The sequence below is a fragment of the Phytopseudomonas daroniae genome, from assembly GCF_004327285.1.
Classification (GTDB): Bacteria; Pseudomonadota; Gammaproteobacteria; order Pseudomonadales; family Pseudomonadaceae; genus Aquipseudomonas; species Aquipseudomonas daroniae.
In genome coordinates this window covers 211,682-228,197 of record NZ_QJUI01000009.1, presented here as the reverse complement: position 1 = coordinate 228,197, position 16,516 = coordinate 211,682, and the positions used below count along the sequence as shown (strand labels likewise).

17 protein-coding genes are annotated in these 16,516 nt (G+C 64.7%); 8 read left to right on the top strand and 9 right to left on the bottom strand.

The window, feature by feature from the left end; genetic code table 11:
- Positions 1–20: 20 nt before the first annotated feature.
- Positions 21–2,417 (top strand): heavy metal translocating P-type ATPase, encoded by a 2,397-nt coding sequence (locus DNK06_RS12365; protein WP_131180307.1) that lies wholly within the window; start codon positions 21–23, stop codon positions 2,415–2,417.
- A gap of 5 nt (positions 2,418–2,422) precedes the next feature.
- Positions 2,423–2,854, top strand: a complete 432-nt coding sequence (gene cueR, locus DNK06_RS12360) for a Cu(I)-responsive transcriptional regulator (protein WP_131180306.1) — start codon at positions 2,423–2,425, stop codon at positions 2,852–2,854.
- Here the strand turns inward: cueR and DNK06_RS12355 are convergent.
- The 3 genes from DNK06_RS12355 to DNK06_RS12345 all read right to left on the bottom strand — a co-directional run bounded on the left by DNK06_RS12355 (position 2,830) and on the right by DNK06_RS12345 (position 5,016).
- On the bottom strand, positions 2,830–3,426 hold the full coding sequence (locus DNK06_RS12355; protein ID WP_131180305.1) for an HAD family hydrolase: 597 nt from the start codon (positions 3,424–3,426) through the stop codon (positions 2,830–2,832). The two genes, cueR and DNK06_RS12355, sit on opposite strands and share 25 nt — an antisense overlap.
- Before the next feature lie 44 nt (positions 3,427–3,470).
- Complete coding sequence (gene tesB, locus DNK06_RS12350) at positions 3,471–4,340, bottom strand: acyl-CoA thioesterase II (protein ID WP_131180304.1); 870 nt, start codon at positions 4,338–4,340, stop codon at positions 3,471–3,473.
- A gap of 121 nt (positions 4,341–4,461) precedes the next feature.
- On the bottom strand, positions 4,462–5,016 hold the full coding sequence (locus DNK06_RS12345) for a GNAT family N-acetyltransferase (RefSeq protein ID WP_131180303.1): 555 nt from the start codon (positions 5,014–5,016) through the stop codon (positions 4,462–4,464).
- 47 nt (positions 5,017–5,063) lie between these two features.
- Here DNK06_RS12345 and DNK06_RS12340 point away from each other — a divergent pair, with 47 nt between their 5' ends.
- The 3 genes from DNK06_RS12340 to DNK06_RS12330 are packed head-to-tail and all read left to right on the top strand — an operon-like array spanning position 5,064 to position 7,644.
- A complete protein-coding gene (locus DNK06_RS12340) occupies positions 5,064–5,984 on the top strand; it encodes a histone deacetylase family protein (RefSeq protein ID WP_131180302.1) in 921 nt (306 codons plus the stop codon).
- 30 nt (positions 5,985–6,014) lie between these two features.
- Positions 6,015–7,259 carry a TIGR03862 family flavoprotein gene (locus tag DNK06_RS12335; RefSeq protein WP_131180301.1) on the top strand — a complete coding sequence of 415 codons (1,245 nt, stop codon included), beginning with the start codon at positions 6,015–6,017 and terminating at the stop codon, positions 7,257–7,259.
- Between the two features lie 22 nt (positions 7,260–7,281).
- Complete coding sequence (locus tag DNK06_RS12330) at positions 7,282–7,644, top strand: VOC family protein (protein ID WP_131180300.1); 363 nt, start codon at positions 7,282–7,284, stop codon at positions 7,642–7,644.
- Between the two features lie 85 nt (positions 7,645–7,729).
- On the opposite strand, the gene rhlE1 is transcribed toward DNK06_RS12330, so the two are convergent.
- From rhlE1 to DNK06_RS12315, 3 genes are all read right to left on the bottom strand, one after another.
- Positions 7,730–9,058 carry an RNA helicase RhlE1 gene (gene rhlE1, locus DNK06_RS12325; RefSeq protein WP_131180299.1) on the bottom strand — a complete coding sequence of 443 codons (1,329 nt, stop codon included), beginning with the start codon at positions 9,056–9,058 and terminating at the stop codon, positions 7,730–7,732.
- 63 nt (positions 9,059–9,121) lie between these two features.
- Entirely contained in the window at positions 9,122–9,727 is a 606-nt protein-coding gene (locus DNK06_RS12320) for a 3'-5' exonuclease (protein WP_131180298.1), read from the bottom strand.
- 8 nt (positions 9,728–9,735) lie between these two features.
- Positions 9,736–10,215 (bottom strand): NYN domain-containing protein, encoded by a 480-nt coding sequence (locus DNK06_RS12315; protein WP_131180297.1) that lies wholly within the window; start codon positions 10,213–10,215, stop codon positions 9,736–9,738.
- Positions 10,216–10,528: 313 nt separating this feature from the next.
- Between DNK06_RS12315 and DNK06_RS12305 the strand changes: the two genes are divergently transcribed.
- The 3 genes from DNK06_RS12305 to gudD all read left to right on the top strand — a co-directional run bounded on the left by DNK06_RS12305 (position 10,529) and on the right by gudD (position 13,916).
- Complete coding sequence (locus DNK06_RS12305; RefSeq protein ID WP_131180296.1) at positions 10,529–11,188, top strand: YciC family protein; 660 nt, start codon at positions 10,529–10,531, stop codon at positions 11,186–11,188.
- Between the two features lie 41 nt (positions 11,189–11,229).
- Complete coding sequence (locus DNK06_RS12300) at positions 11,230–12,270, top strand: LacI family DNA-binding transcriptional regulator (RefSeq protein WP_131180295.1); 1,041 nt, start codon at positions 11,230–11,232, stop codon at positions 12,268–12,270.
- Between the two features lie 299 nt (positions 12,271–12,569).
- On the top strand, positions 12,570–13,916 hold the full coding sequence (gudD, locus tag DNK06_RS12295) for a glucarate dehydratase (RefSeq protein WP_131180294.1): 1,347 nt from the start codon (positions 12,570–12,572) through the stop codon (positions 13,914–13,916).
- A gap of 415 nt (positions 13,917–14,331) precedes the next feature.
- Here gudD and DNK06_RS12290 read toward each other — a convergent pair whose 3' ends face one another.
- The 3 genes from DNK06_RS12290 to tolQ are packed head-to-tail and all read right to left on the bottom strand — an operon-like array spanning position 14,332 to position 16,316.
- Positions 14,332–15,141: an energy transducer TonB gene (locus tag DNK06_RS12290; protein ID WP_131180293.1), complete on the bottom strand. Its 810-nt coding sequence runs from the start codon at positions 15,139–15,141 to the stop codon at positions 14,332–14,334.
- A gap of 1 nt (position 15,142) precedes the next feature.
- On the bottom strand, positions 15,143–15,586 hold the full coding sequence (gene tolR / locus DNK06_RS12285; protein ID WP_131180292.1) for a protein TolR: 444 nt from the start codon (positions 15,584–15,586) through the stop codon (positions 15,143–15,145).
- Positions 15,587–15,599: 13 nt separating this feature from the next.
- Positions 15,600–16,316, bottom strand: coding sequence for a protein TolQ (gene tolQ / locus DNK06_RS12280; protein ID WP_131180291.1), 717 nt, complete (start codon positions 16,314–16,316; stop codon positions 15,600–15,602).
- Between the last annotated feature and the right edge of the window lie 200 nt (positions 16,317–16,516).

Genomic DNA, 16,516 nt, shown 5'->3' with positions numbered 1-16,516 from the left:
AGGATCCATCGGAGCTCGTCATGCCCACATCGTCCACTCTCGATCTGCCGATCAGCGGCATGACCTGCGCCAGCTGCGCCGGCCGGGTCGAGCGCGCCTTGCGAAGCGTAGCGCAGGTCAGCGCCGCCAGCGTCAACCTGGCCAGCGAGCGCGCACGCGTCGAGGCGCCTGCCGAGCAACTGCCAGCACTGGTGGCGGCAGTCGAAAAGGCTGGCTACGAGATCCCCAGGGAAACGCTGGATCTGGCCATCGAGGGAATGACTTGCGCCAGTTGCGTGGGCCGCGTCGAGCGTGCACTGAGCAAGCAGCCTGGGGTGCTGTCGGCCAGCGTCAACCTGGCGACCGAACAAGCCCAGGTGCAAGTGGTCGCGGGGATGGACACACAAACGCTGCTCGCCGCCGTGTCAGCTGCGGGTTATTCGGCCAGCCCCGTGGATATCCAGCAAACGGACAACGACGCTGCCGATAGACGCCTGCAAGCCGAACGCTGGCGACTGATACTGGCGCTGCTACTGGCAGCGCCACTGGTTCTCCCGATGTTGCTGGCGCCTTTCGGCGTGCATCTGATGCTACCGGCCTGGGTGCAGTTCCTGTTGGCCACCCCCGTGCAGTTCGTGCTCGGTGCGCGCTTCTACCGGGCCGCCTGGAGCGCGCTGCGCAGCGGTGCCGGCAATATGGATCAACTGGTCGCCCTGGGCACCAGTGCCGGTTATGGCCTGAGCCTCTATCAATGGGCGATCACCCCAGCGGGTCATATGCCGCACCTGTATTTCGAAGCCTCGGCGGTGATCATCGCCCTGATCCTGCTCGGCAAATACCTGGAGAGCCGCGCCAAACGCCAGACCACCTCCGCCATCCGCGCCCTGCAGGCACTGCGTCCCGACCAAGCGGTGCGCCTGCTCGATGGTGTCGAACAGCGAGTAGCCGTCAGCGCGCTTAGCCTCGGCGACCAGGTACTGGTCAGACCTGGTGAACGTTTTCCGGTCGACGGCAAGGTGCTGGAAGGTAACAGCCACGCCGACGAAGCATTGATCAGCGGCGAAAGCCTGCCGCAAGCCAAGGCGCCGGGCGACCCGGTGACCGCCGGCGCGATCAATGGCGAAGGTCGCCTGCTGATCGAAACCACCGCCCTTGGCGCAGAAACCGTACTGTCGCGGATCATCCGCCTGGTAGAGGACGCGCAGGCCGCCAAGGCGCCGATCCAGAAACTGGTGGACAAGGTCAGCCAGGTCTTCGTACCGGCCGTGCTGCTGATTGCACTGCTGACACTGGTCGTCTGGCTGGCCCTCGGTGCTGGTCTGGAAAACGCCCTGCTCAATGCCGTGGCCGTGCTGGTGATCGCCTGCCCTTGTGCCCTGGGCCTGGCGACGCCAACGGCGATCATGGCCGGCACCGGCGTGGCGGCTCGGCACGGCATTCTGATCAAAGATGCCGAAGCCCTGGAGATCGCCCATGGCGTCACTGTGGTGGCGTTCGACAAGACCGGCACCCTGACATCCGGCACACCGCGCATCGCTCACCTGCACACCGTCGGGGTCGAGACGAACCAGGCATTGCTCCTGGCGGGAGCCCTGCAGCAGGGCAGTGAGCATCCATTGGCCAAGGCGGTGCTGCAAGCTTGCGAAGAGGCGCACATCAAGCCACCGCCGGTGACTGCCAGCCAGGCGTTGGCTGGTCGTGGCATTGCCGGGAAGGTCGAGGGACAGTCGCTGCAGTTGGGCAATCGTCGCCTGTTGCTGGAAAGCGGCGCCAGCGAACCAGCCGAACTGGCAACTGCTGCGCAGGCCTGGGAAGCGGAGGGACGCACGCTGTCCTGGCTGATCGAGCATGACGCATCAGCACGCGTGCTTGTGCTGTTCGCCTTTGGCGATACCTTGAAGGACGGTGCCCGCGAGGCCATCACCGAGCTCGGCAGGCGGCACATCGTCAGCCACCTGATCAGTGGCGACAACCAGGGCAGTGCGCAAGCCGTCGCCCGCCAGCTCGGCATCGACTCGGTTCACGCTCAGGTGCTGCCCGCGGACAAGGCGCGCATCGTCGGTGAGCTGAAAGCCTCTGGCGTAGTGGCCATGGTCGGCGACGGTATCAACGACGCCCCTGCCCTGGCGGCGGCGGATGTCGGTATCGCCATGGGTGGCGGCACCGATGTGGCGATGCAGGCCGCCGGCATTACCCTGATGCGTGGCGATCCGCGCCTGGTACCCGCGGCACTGGACATCGCCCGGCGCACCTACGCCAAGATCCGCCAGAACCTGTTCTGGGCCTTCATCTACAACCTGGTGGGCATTCCCCTGGCCGCTTTCGGCCTGCTCAACCCGATGCTGGCCGGCGCGGCGATGGCGCTGTCGAGCGTCAGCGTAGTGAGCAATGCCCTGTTGCTGAAAACCTGGCGACCCAACGACTCGAGCGAGGAGTAACGCAGATGAATATCGGGCAGGCGGCCAAGCACACCGGCCTTAGCGCCAAGATGATCCGCTACTACGAAGCCATCGGCCTGCTGCCCAGCGCCGGGCGCAGCGAAAGTGGCTATCGCCAGTATGGCGACGATGACCTGCAGCGCCTGCGCTTTATCCGCCGCGCCCGTGACCTGGGATTTTCTCTCGCCGAGTCGGGCAAGCTGCTGGCGCTATGGCACGACCGGGATCGGGCCAGCGCCGATGTAAAAGCCCTGGCCGTCGAGCATATCGACGCGCTCAACGAGAAGATCGCCGAACTCGAAGCCCTGCGCGATACGCTGCAGAATCTGGTGGATCACTGCCAGGGCGATCATCAACCCGACTGCCCGATTCTCGATGACCTGCAAGCGGGTGACGGGTGCTGCCAACGCACTCAGGCGCCCAGCGACAGCCGCTGAAGCGCCGAGCAATCCGCGACGAAATGATCGGTCAGTTCCGGCCAGGGGTTGGCTGGCAGGTTGACCAGCACCGTAGCGGTGCCCGCGGCACGGCCACTCGCCAGATCATGACGGTGATCGCCGACCATCACCATGTCCCGTGGTGCCACCTGCCAGCGGTCGGCCAAGTGCAGCAGGCCGCCTGGATCGGGCTTGGGCGGCGCTTCGTCGCGACCGAGAATGTCGAGCGGCGCGAAGCAGTCATCCAGGCCGATGGCCTGCAGGGTCAGCAGCGCCAGCTCTCGGGCGTTACGGGTCAGGATGCCAAGGCGCAGCCCCCGCGCGTGCAGCGCTCGCACCAATGCCACGGCACCTGCCGCTGGCCGGGATGCAATGGCCAGTTCCCGCTCGTGCTCGAGCAGCCAGGCATGCTTGGCCCGCGAGACGTCCAGGGGCAGCGCTGCCAGGTGATGAAGGATGTCGTCCTCGGGCGGGATGTCCAGGGCCATGCGGATAACGGAAAAATCATGCACGGCGATGGTCAGGGTGCCGTCCATATCGAAGACCCAATGGGTATAGCGCTGCAGACTCATTACCCCTCCGGCAGGACAATATCGAATAGCCGCTGCGAAACCGCTCAGCGCCAGTCTTCGCGCAAGCGGATCAGGCCTTCCTGCGCAACCGAGGCAACCAGCTGGCCCTGACGGTTGAACACACTGCCGCGGGAGAAACCGCGGGCATTGCCTGCCCAGGGGCTGTCCATGGCGTAGAGCAGCCAGTCGTCCATGCGCAGGTTGCCGTGGAACCAGATGGAGTGATCGAGGCTGGCGACCTGCATGAATTTCTGCCACACCGATACGCCGTGGGGCAGCATCGAGGTGGTCAGCAGATTGAAGTCCGAGGCGTAGCCCAGCAGGTACTTGTGGATGGCGGGCGTGTCCGGCAGCTCGCCGTCCGCGCGGAACCATACGTACTTGACCGGCTCGCTGCGCTGCGGCGCGAACGGGTTGTCGACGGTGACCGGGCGGATGTCGATGGGTTTGTCGAACAGCACACGCTCACGTACCCGCGGCGGCAGCGAGTCAGCCACCAGGCTGGCCAGTTCGGTTTCCGAACGCAGCCCTTCCGGGCCTGGTACATCGGGCATCTGCTCCTGATGGTGGAGCCCTTCCTCCAGGTACTGGAACGAGGCGCTGCAGGTGAAGATCGCCTTGCCCTTCTGCACCGCCGTCACCCGGCGGGTGCTGAAGCTGCCGCCGTCACGCACGCGGTCGACCTGATACACCACCGGCAACGTGGCATCGCCAGGGCGCAGAAAGTAACCGTGCAGCGAATGCACGTGGCGATCCGCCTCGACCGTCTGGGAGGCCGCCGACACGCATTGCCCCAGTACCTGGCCACCGAAGAGTTGGCGAAAGCCGAGATCCTGGCTGACGCCACGGAACAGGTTTTCCTCGATGGCCTCAAGGCTCAGCAACGCCACCAACTCTTGCAGGACTTGACTCATAGCGGTTCTCCACGGCCCTTGACCAGGGCAATACTGCGACACGCGCGGGGTGCGCGGACGGTGAATGGTAATGCCTTTGCGGGCCGTCAGGAATATTGGCATGGCGGCAGAGACGACAGGCTCAGCCCCGCTTCAGCCATCCGTTTCGCGTCATCTCGTACAGCAGGTGCTGGCGTAGCGGGTGCCCGGGCGCCAGCGCCGGGTGTTCGAAGCCGCCAGCCGGCCGCATGCCGAGCGCCTGCATCACTCGCTGCGATGGCGTATTCACGGTAGCGGTGAAGGACACCACCCGCTCCAGCGCCAAGCGGCCAAAAGCGCAATCCAGAGCGGCGCGAGCGGCCTCCTGTGCATAGCCCTGCCCCCAATGACCCGGCACCAGTCGCCAGCCAATCTCCACCGCTGGCTTGAAGGGAGCCTCGAAGCCAACATGGGCCAGCCCGGTGAAGCCGATAAAGCGCCCATCCTCACGACGCTGCAACGCCCAGAAGCCGAAACCGTGCTGCCTGAAGTGCTGCTGCAGACGCGCCAGTAACGCCATGCTCTGCTCGCGGCTCAAGGGTGCGGGAAAATAGCGCATCACCTCAGGGTCAGCGCACAGTGTCGCCAGCTCGCTCAGGTCTTCGTCATGCCAGGCGCGCAGGTTCAGACGTGGCGTCTGCAGCTCGATCACATCCATTTCGCTTCTCGTGCATACTGCTCAGGGTTCACCAACGCCGCCATTGTATGCCCCTGCCGCTGATCTACCACGACGACTACAGCCCGCCCTTTCCAGAAGGACATCGCTTCCCGATGGAGAAATTCCGTCTGCTGCGCGACCACCTGGTGGACAGCGGACTGACTCGGGATATCGACCTGCTGCGCCCGGAAATCTGCCCCGCGGACATCCTCGCCCTCTGCCATTGCCCCGCCTATGTAGAGCGTTACCTGAGCGGCGAGCTGAGCCACGAGGATCAGCGCCGCCTGGGCCTGCCGTGGAGCCCGGAGCTGGCTCGACGCACCGTGCGAGCAGTCGGCGGCTCGCTGCTGGCCACCGAGCAGGCCCTGCACCACGGCCTGGCCTGTCACCTGGCGGGCGGCACCCACCACGCTCACTACGATTACCCGGCGGGTTTCTGCATCTTCAATGATCTGGCGGTAATCGCCCGCTACCTGCTGGAAAGCGGCAAGGCGCAGCGAGTGCTGATCTTCGACTGCGACGTGCACCAGGGTGATGGCACGGCGCGCCTGCTCGCCGATACGCCGGACGCGATCACCGTATCCTTGCACTGCGAGCAGAACTTCCCGGCGCGCAAGGCCGCCAGCGACTGGGACATTCCCCTGCCCCGGGGCATGGGCGACAGCGACTACCTGCGGGTGGTCGACGACAGCCTCAACTACCTGCTACCCCTCTATCAGCCGGATATCGTGCTCTACGACGCCGGCGTCGACGTACACCGCGACGATGCCCTCGGCTACCTGCAACTCACCGACGCCGGCCTGGCCGCCCGCGACGAGGCCGTGCTGCAGCATTGCCTGGGCCGCGACATTCCCGTGGTCGGCGTGATCGGTGGCGGCTACAGCAAGGATCGCCACGCCCTGGCCCGGCGCCACGGCATCCTCCACCACAGTGCCGCGCGGGTATGGCAGCAACGAAGCCTCGGGTAAACTTCTCTCTTTGCCCAATCTGATGCCACCATGACCGACACTCCCACGCCCTCCCCCCACTCGGTCGCCATCATCGGCGGCGGCCCAGCCGGCCTGATGGCCGCCGAGGTACTGGCAGGTGCCGGCCTGCGCGTCGAACTGTTCGATGCCATGCCATCGGTGGGGCGCAAATTCCTCCTCGCCGGCGTCGGCGGCATGAACATCACTCACTCCGAACCCTACCCGGTTTTCGTCGCTCGCTACGGCGAACGCCAGCCGCAGATCGACAAGCTGCTGCAAGACTTCGACGCCGATGCCCTGCGCGACTGGATTCATGGCCTTGGCATCGAGACCTTCGTCGGCACCTCGGGTCGCGTGTTCCCCACCGACATGAAGGCCGCGCCGCTGTTGCGCGCCTGGCTCAAACGCCTGCGCGAAGCGGGCGTGCATTTACATACCCGACACCGCTGGCTGGGCTGGAATGCCGATGGCAGCTTGCGGCTAGACACACCAGAGGGCGAGCGCTCGATCCATGCCGATGCCGTGTTGCTGGCCCTGGGCGGCGGCAGTTGGCCGCGGCTCGGCTCCGATGGCAGTTGGGTCGCACATCTGCAACAGGCCGGCGTACCCATCGCCCCGCTGCAGCCCAGCAACTGCGGTTTCGATGTGGACGCCTGGAGCCCATTACTGCGCGAAAAATTCGCCGGCGCGCCGCTGAAGAACGTCGCCCTGAGCCTGGCTGGCGAAGCGCAGCGCCAGGGTGAGTTCGTACTCACCGCCACGGGCATCGAGGGCAGCCTGGTGTACGCCCTGTCCGCCGGAATTCGCCAGCGCATCAGTCGCGACGGCAGTTGCACGGTGCATCTCGACCTGCTGCCACAACGTAGCGAAGAAGCCCTGAGCAAGGCCCTGAGCAAACCGCGCGGCTCACACTCCATGGCCAAACACCTGCATCGCCAGGCCGGGCTGGATGGCGCCAAGGCTGCACTGCTACGTGAACTGGCCCCCGCCGAACACTTCGTCGACCCTGGACGCCTGGCCGCCTCGATCAAAGCCCTGCCCATCCAGCTGCGCCAACCGCGCCCACTGGAAGAGGCGATCAGCAGTGCCGGCGGCGTGCCATTCGAAGCCCTCGACAAGGGGCTGATGCTGACCGCCCTGCCCGGCACCTTCTGCGCGGGCGAAATGCTTGACTGGGAAGCCCCCACCGGCGGCTATCTGCTCACCGCCTGCTTCGCCAGTGGCCGCGTGGCCGGCCAGGGCATCGCGCGCTGGCTACGAAACAACACCCGATAATTCACGGATCAGGAGGATCCCCATGCTGACCAGCGTCGAACTCAAGACCTTCATCCCGGCAAAGGACTACCCGCTAAGCCAGGCGTTCTACACCGCCCTGGGCTTCAAACCCGGCTGGCAATCGGACGAGATGAGCTACTTCAGCAATGGCGAGCACAGCGCCTTCCTGCTGCAGAATTTCTACGTCAAGGAGCAGGCGGACAACTTCGTCATGCACCTGCTGGTCGATGACGTCGAAGCCTGGTGGGCCCATGTGCAACAGGAAAACCTGGCCGAACGCTTCGGCGTACGCACCATCGCCCCCGAAGACCAGCCCTGGGGCATCCGCGAGTTCATCATCTTCGACCCGAGCGGTGTGCTGTGGCGGATCGGCCAGAATATCTGAGCGCCGGGCTGAACAGCGGAACGTAGCCAGGGTTGAACGAAGCGATACCGGGGGCTGTATGGGTAAGCGCACCAAAGTCCAGCCCCTAGCGCCCGCCCTTCGGCTTACCACCGAAGCTCGGCACCTTGCGGATGGCCTTGACCGGCGGTGCAGCGGGTTCGTCGCTTTCCATCCAGCGGCCCAGGCTGCCGGACTTGCCGCCGCCGACCACCTTGGGTTTTTTCAGTTTCTTCGGCTTTTTCACCACCAGGCCGCCAGCGACCGTCTGCGGCACGCGGTGGTCGGGAATGAAGTCTGGCTCGTCGACACGCTGCAGGATCTGCTGGATCAGCGCCTCGATGGCCGACAGCAATTGCACCTCGTCGGCGCAGACCAGTGATACGGCCTGGCCGCTGGCTCCCGCACGACCGGTACGGCCAATGCGGTGCACGTAGTCTTCGGCGACGATGGGCAGGTCGAAGTTGACCACCAGCGGCAGATCGTCGATATCCAGGCCACGGGCGGCCACGTCGGTGGCGACCAGCACGTCGACTTCACCGTTCTTGAAGCGCTGCAGCGCACGCAGGCGGGTTGGCTGCGGCTTGTCGCCGTGGATCGAGTCGGCACGAATGCCCGCGGCCAGCAGCTCCTGCCCCAGCTCGTCGACGCCCTTGCGGGTCTTGGCGAACACCAGCACCTGCGACCATTTCCTGCTGCGGTAGAGGTGCAGGAACAGCTCGGCCTTGCGCTTCTTGTCCACCGGGATCAGCCACTGTTTGACCGACTTGGCCGCGGCGTTGCGCGGGCTGACCTCGATGCTCAGCGGATCGCGCAGCATTTCGCCGGCCAGGGTGCGAATGGCTTCGGAGAAGGTCGCGGAAAACAGCAGGGTCTGGCGCTTCTTCGGCAAGGCGGCGAACAGGTCATCCAGCTCGCGGGCGAAACCCAGGTCGAGCATGCGATCGGCTTCGTCGAGCACCAGTACCTGCAGTTGGGAGAACTTCACCGCGTTCTGGCGGTACAGGTCGAGCAGCCGGCCGGGTGTGGCAACCAATACGTCGAGCCCTTTGCGCAGCTTCATCATCTGCGGGTTGATGCTGACGCCGCCGTACACTGCGTAGCTGCGCAGCGGCAGAAACTGCGAGTAGGTCTGCACGCTCTGCTGCACCTGCTCGGCCAGCTCACGGGTCGGCACCAGCACCAGCGCACGCACCGAATTGCTCGCCACACTCGGGCCTTCCATCATCAGGCGCTGCAGGATCGGCAGGGTGAAGGCCGCGGTCTTGCCGGTGCCGGTTTGCGCCGCGGCCATCAGATCGCGGCCCTTGATGATCGGGCCGATGGCCTGGGCCTGCACGGGCGTCGGGGTCTTGTAATCGAGGCCGTCAAGGCAGCGCAGCAGAGGTTCGATCAGGCCGAGGGAAGCGAAGGTCATGGCGGGCAACGTGATGGGCAATGGGAATGCCGCACAGTTTATCCTGTCCGGGAACAGATCGCCCTAACCCACGACGTTGAGTATCGCGCGAACCTTGGCCGCCGACATGCCCTGCAACTGACGCAGGAAGTCGTGATCGACCACACTGCGGCCGTACTCCTCGCGCAACAGGCGGCACAGATGCAGGGTGAGGTTGGCGGCCATCTCCGCGTCGGCCAGCGCTCGGTGAGCCTTGCCGGTATCCGGCAGGCGCGCCCAGCGGTTGAGATTGCCGAGCTTGTGGCTCGGTGCGCCTGGCAGCAGACGCCGCGACAGCAGCAGCGAGCAGGCGAACGGCTGGGCACGGTTGCGCCCGATCAGGCCCAGTTCGGCGTCCCAGAACTTCTGATCGAAGGAGGCGTTGTGCGCCAGCATCGGAATGTCGCCAACGAACTCGGCGACGTCATGCATCACCTCGGCCGCCGGTGGCGCATCACGCAACATGGCGTTGCTGATGCCGGTGAGTTGCTCGATGAACGGCGGCACCCAGGCACCGCTGTTCATCAGGCTCTGGTAACGCGCGGTGATCTGCCCGTTCTCGATGATCACCACACCGATTTCGGTGGCACGCGCCTGCTGGGCCGGCGACATGCCGGTGGTTTCGAAGTCGATGACAGCGATGGGTTTCACGTAAAGCCTCAGTGTTTCAACAACAGATGACCCTCGATGGGCACATAACGAGTAGCCGCGCGCACCAGCGATTGTGCGGTAAGCCCGGGAACGCCGTAGGCCACGGCCTCGACGCCATGGCGCTGGCGAATACGCTCGAGCAGCAGATCGAAATCGCCGTCGCCGGAAGCCAGCACCACGCTGTCGACGTTCGCCGCAGCATCCATCACGTCGATGGTGATGCCCACGTCCCAATCGCCCTTGGCCGAACCATCACTGCGCTGAATGTAGGGTTTGAGCTTCACGGTGAAACCGAGGTTGCGCAGGATCTGCTGGAACTGCTGCTGCTTGGGGTCGCCGCGGTCGATGGCATAGGCGTACGCCTCGACGATCTCGCCACCGCCGGCCAGCTCGGCCCAGAACGCGGTGTAGTTGAAGTGACAGCCATAGGCCTGGCGCACGGTGTAATAGAGATTCTGTACGTCGGCGAACACGGCTATTTTTTTCACCGGACATCCTCACAAGGGCTCGCGCGGGTTGCACGGGTAGCCAGTATGCCAGCCTCGCCCCCTCCAGGGGCACCTCTAAAAACGTAGGCGAGGTAGTCAGCACAAGGCAAAAACAGGCGAAAAAGCGCAGTTTACGAGCTGTAAATGAGCATTTTGAGCCTGTTTTTAACGCAGTGATGACAACGCAGATAGTTTTTAGAGGTACCCCAGGTCGAAAGCCGCGACCTGACGGTGATCGAGGCTCGCCTCATCACTGGTCGAGAAACCGGCGCCCTCGTATGATGACGACCTGTTTTTCTGGCCGCGACTTTCCATGAATCCCCTCGACGCCTTGCGTGACGCCTGGTACTTCTTCCGGCAAAACCTGCTGCAGATCATCCTCCTGTGCCTGCCCTTCCTGCTCCTGGAGGCAGTTCTTCGCCTGCAGATCGAAGGCCTGGTCGCTGCCGCCCAGGCACCGCTCTACGACGTACTGCTCGGGCTGTTCTTCTATCCGCTGTACAGCGCCGCGCTGATCCTGTTCATCGAGGCACGCAGCAGCGGCGGGCAGCCGGCCAAGCGCGCGCTGATCGCCATGAGCCTGAGCCTGTGGCCGCGCTTCGTGCTGCTGGCCGGCATCGGCACCCTGGCGATCATGCTGGGCGCCTCGCTGTTCATCCTGCCGGGGCTGTGGCTGATGGTGCGCCTGGTATTTTCCGATTACCTGCTGGTGCTGCGCGGCCTGTCGCCGCTGCAGGCACTGCATGAAAGCCTGCAACTGACCCGCGGGCATTTCTGGCCGATCTTCGCCTGCGTGCTGCTGGTGATGGTGCCGATCTGGGTGATCGGCTTCATGGCCGGCGATATCGCTGCCGATCCGGCCGGGCGCCTGCTACTCGATCTGCTGCTCGGACTCTGCCAGCTGTTCACCACCGTGGTGGTGTTCCGCCTGTTCATGCTGCGCACGGGCGACAACGCCGCGCCCCTGCCGTAACCTGCCGGGTAACCCATCGCTGCTTAGACCGAGACGACCACGTGGCAAGAAAATCGCGCAGAGAGCTGGCCAAAGACCGCGGTGACCTCGGCGACCTGCCGATCACGGTCAAGGATGTGGCGCTCAAGGCCGGTGTGTCGCCGATCACCGTGTCGCGGGCGATCCAGCGTCCGGAGCTGGTCAGCGATGCCACCCGCGCGCATGTACTCGAAGTGGTACGCGCCATGGGTTACGTGCCCAACCTGATGGCCGGTGGCCTGGCGACCAGCAAGAGCCGCCTGGTGGCCATCGTGCTGCCGACCATCGCCAATTCGATCTACGCCAGCGTGGTGCAGGCGATCATGGATCGCCTCGCCGAAGCCGGCTATCACACCCTGGTCGGGCCGAGCGGCTACACCCCCGAACATGAAGAAGCCCTGCTGGCAGCCATTCTCGGCCGTCGCCCGGACGGCATCGTGCTGACCGGCACCTTTCACACCCAGGCCAGCCGCGAACGCCTGGCGTCCGCCGGCATCCCGGTGGTCGAAGCCTGGGATCTCGGCGACGACGGACTGGACATGCAGGTGGGCTTCTCCCATGAGCAGGTCGGCGCCGCCGTGGCCGAGCACTTCTTCGCTCGGGGCTACCGGCGCTGGGCGGTGATCGGCGTCGACGATCCTCGTGCGCTGCGCCGCTGTAACGCGGTGATCGGCCGCCTCACCACGCTGGGTGTCGAGACCGTGGCGGTACAGACCCTGCCCCTGCCGGCGACCTGGGAGGTCGGCCGCAAGGGCCTGGCCAATCTGCTGGATGCCGGTGAACGGCCGGACTTCATCTTCTGCAGCTCGGATACCGTGGCCCTCGGCGTGCTGGCTGAAGCGGCCACCCGCGGGCTGAACGTGCCTGGCGACATCGCCGTGCTGGGCTTCGGCGACACCCTCAATGGCCAATTCGCCAACCCTGCCCTGTCCACGGTCAGCGTCAACGCCACCGAGATGGGCAGGCAAGTCGCCGAAGCGCTGCTGCGCCGCTTCGACGGCCAGAGCGCCGAACCGAGCATGGATACCGGGTTCGCGATCATCGAGCGTGGCAGCACCGCTTGAGCCTGGCGACAGACACTACGCCTGCATTCGTAGGTTGGGTGAAATCATCGCTGCGGTTCAGACTCGTAGGATGGGTGAAACCCATCAATCGTGATGGGTTTCACCCATCCTACAGCCTGCTTCTCTATCCGCCCGCAACCATCAACCCTAAAAATTCACGCTTGAATGATAACGTTATCTGTTTATGATGATAACGTTATCTTTTTCACCACCAGCGACACCCGAAGCGATCTGCAAACGCTGCCCGACGAGGCAGCCAGACCATCCGCAACGCCGGCGACGGCAACAGGAGTCAAGCGATGAACAATAACAATATCCACACAGGCACCCCGGTCATCACCTCCCTGGAGGTCATTCCCGTTGCCGGGCACGACAGCATGCTGCTCAACCTGAGCGGTGGCCACGCGCCCTTCTTCACCCGCAACCTGCTGATCCTGCGCGACAACGCCGGGCATGTCGGCGTCGGTGAAGTGCCGGGTGGCGAAGCTATTCGCCAAACCCTTGAAGACGCGCGCCAACTGCTGCTCGGCCAATCCATCGGCCAATACCAGAAGCTTCTCGGCCAGGTGCGTCAGGCCTTCGCCGACCGCGACTCCGGCGGTCGCGGCCTGCAGACCTTCGATCTGCGTATCACCATCCACGCCGTCACTGCCGTGGAAGCCGCGCTGCTCGACCTGCTCGGTCAGCATCTGGAAGTACCGGTCGCCGCCCTGCTGGGCGAAGGTCAGCAGCGTGATGCCGTGGAAATGCTGGGCTACCTGTTCTATATCGGCGACCGCAAGAAAACCGACCTGCCCTATCGCCAGGAAGCGGATGTCGATAACGCCTGGTTCCAGGTGCGCAACGAAGAAGCGCTGGATGCTCAGGGCGTGGTGCGTCTCGCCGAGGCCGCCTACGAGCGTTATGGCTTCAAGGATTTCAAACTCAAGGGCGGCGTGCTGCGCGGCGATGAGGAGATCGAAGCGGTCACCGCGCTGGCCGAGCGCTTCCCGGATGCGCGCATCACCCTCGACCCGAATGGCGCCTGGTCGCTGCAGGAAGCCATCCGCCTGTGCCGCGACCAGCACCATGTGCTGGCCTATGCCGAAGACCCCTGCGGTGCCGAGAACGGTTACTCCGGCCGCGAGGTGATGGCCGAGTTCCGCCGTGCCACCGGCCTGCCGACCGCGACCAACATGATCGCCACCGACTGGCGTCAGATGGGCCATGCCATCCAGCTGCAATCGGTCGACATCCCCCTGGCCGACCCGCACTTCTGGACCATGCAGGGTTCGGTACGCGTGGCGCAGTTGTGCAACGATTGGGGCCTGACCTGGGGCTCGCACTCCAACAATCACTTCGACGTGTCCCTGGCCATGTTCACCCACGTGGCCGCCGCGGCACCGGGCAAGATCACCGCCATCGATACCCACTGGATCTGGCAGGACGGCCAGCGTCTGACCAAGGAGCCGTTCCGCATCGAAGGCGGCCTGGTCAGCGTGCCGCAGAAACCGGGCCTCGGCGTGGAGCTCGACATGGACGCCGTGGCCAAGGCCCACGAGTGCTACAAGGGAATGGGCCTGGGTGCGCGCAACGATGCCGTAGCCATGCAGTACCTGATCAGTGGCTGGACATTCGATAACAAGAAGCCCTGCCTGGTGCGTTGAGAACTCTCCGGTGCGACGTTGACGCGGCGCGTAACCCACCAAATCGATATCCGGTTTCGCGCCCATGGTGGGTTACGGCGCAACGGTAATGGCATCGTGCTGGTGCCTTGTAACAGGCACCTAACCCACCCTACCGCTCCTAGGGTCTGTTGACGCTTCAGCGCAAACCGCGTTGCCGCGAGAAATCTCGCCAGGCTAGGCGGAGGACGCCGGTAATGGTCGTTCCCTTGCCAAGTCCTCCAACGACGCATGGCGAGATTTCCCGCGCAACCCGCAGGGCCGGGCCCGTTTTGCCGCGATGCTGCGTTTCTCGCCGGCTCATTTGGCCAGCCAAACTTCGCGGCTCGTGCCTTGCCTCGCGGCAAAACGGGCTCCGGCGCGGTCGTGCTGAAGCGTCAATAGACCCTAAAATTGCTTACTGAATCTTGTAGGTGAAGGTGTTCTTCACGTTCGCCACGGCGACCGCCTGGCCGTTGACCACCTTTGGCTGATAGCGAAAGCTCTTCGCGGCCGCCAGCGAGGGTTTGACGAACAGTGGGTGACACTCGCCCACGACCTGGGGATCCTCCACCCGTCCCCGGGCGTTCACCCGGTAAGCCACGGTGCATTCACCCTCGATCTTGCGATCCAGAGCACGCTGGGGGTAGTCCGGCGCATCCTTGGCAATTGGCAGGTACTGACGGCTGGCCGCCTCGGCCTCCGCTCGCGCGGCTGCTGCCGCAGCGGCCTGGCGCTCGGCTTCGGCCTGGCGGGCCTGGGCCAGTTGCTGTTCCTGCAGCTGTGCCTGGCGCTGCTGTTCCTGGCGAGCCATCGCCTCCTGACGTAACGCTTCTTCACGACGCTGCTGCTGACGTTCCCGCTCGGTGCGTTGCTGCCTTTCCTGCCGTTCCTGCTGCACGCGCTTGAGGGCCAGATCCGCCTCCTGCACCTGGGGCGCCTCGACCACCGGTTCAGGCAGCGGCGCTGGCTCGGCCGCCGCCACCTCCGGCATGGGCGGCGCAACCGGTGGCGGCGGAGGCTGCACAGCCGGCGCGGGGAGCGAAACCAGCTGGGTGGTGATCACCGCGGAAACCACAGGCGGCATCGGCGCGTTATGCGACAGGTTGAGCAGCACGAACGCCAGGCCGATATGCAGCGCCACCGCCACACCGAGGGCGAAGCTGTGCTCACGCCAGGCCGGCCAGGAGAAACGCGGTTCGTGCAATTCCAGGGTCAGGGCATTCATCTCAAGGGGCCTCGGTGATCAGCCCGAGACGACTGACGCCGCCACGCTGCAGTTCGGCGATACCGGCGACCACCGCGCCATAGTCGGCGTTCTGGTCGGCGCGGATATACACCTGGGTGTCCGGGTGCTCGGCAACGATGCCGGCGATCTTCTCGCCCATCTGCGCCTTGTCCACCGCGCTGCCGGTCTGCGACTCGGTGTCCACTTCACTACCCAGGTTCCAGTAGTAGCTGCCGTCATCCTTTACCGAGAGGGTGACGATGCGCTGTTCGTTCGGCGTCGGCAGTGCTTCGGCGGCTACTTTGGGCAGCTCGATCTGCACGCCCTGCACCAGCATCGGCGCCGTGACCATGAAGATCACCAGCAGTACCAGCATCACGTCGATGTAGGGCACCACGTTCATTTCGGCTTTCAGGCCGTGTTTCCGGGTCGGTCTAACCAGCATGGGGAAGCCCTCCTCAGGCCGCAGCGGCCATGCTTGGCGCCGCACTGTTCAGGCGCCGATGCAGACGGCCCTGCAGCTCGTTGCCAAAGGCGTAGTAACGGGCGATCAGCGTCTGGGTACGCGCCGAGAAACGGTTGTAGGCCATCACCGCGGGAATCGCCGCGAACAGGCCGATGGCAGTGGCGATCAGCGCTTCGGCGATGCCCGGTGCCACGGTCGAGAGAGTCGCCTGCTGCACCTGGGACAGACCGAGAAAGGAATTCATGATCCCCCACACGGTGCCGAACAGGCCGATATAGGGGCTGACCGAACCCACGGTGGCGAGGAACGGCAGGCCTTTTTCCAGGCGCTCTTCCTGCTCGGCGATGGCCACGTGCAGGCTGCGCTCGACACCGTCGAGCACCGTGTCCGGGTGATCGCCGGCATGGGACTGCAACTGGCTGAAGGTCTGGTAACCGGCAATGAAGATGCGCTGTAGAGCGGCGTCCACCGGCAGCTCCTGCTGCGCGCCTTCGCGGTACAACCCGCCGATTTCATCGCTGCGAAAACGTTTGAGAAAGGTCTTCGCCAGGCGCTCGCTACGGCGCAGTACCGCGCCACGCTGGACGATCAGGTACCAACTGATCAGCGATGCCAGCACCAGGCAGAGCATCACCGCTTGAACGACGATGCTCGCCTCGCTGATGAGGCCCCAGACGGTCATGTGTTCGAGATGGGGTTGGTTTTGCATGACGGATTCCTTCGATTGCGCGAGCACCACGGCTCACATTGGAAGACAGGGACGTTGCGCACTGATGACAGGCGCAACGCCACGCAACTAACTCCAGTTTCGTAGGGTGGATCGGGGCGCGTAGCTGTCGCCTTTTACATCCACCGAAACGGTGGATCGGGCGGGCCGCATAGGTGAAGCGTGATCCACCCTACAACCGA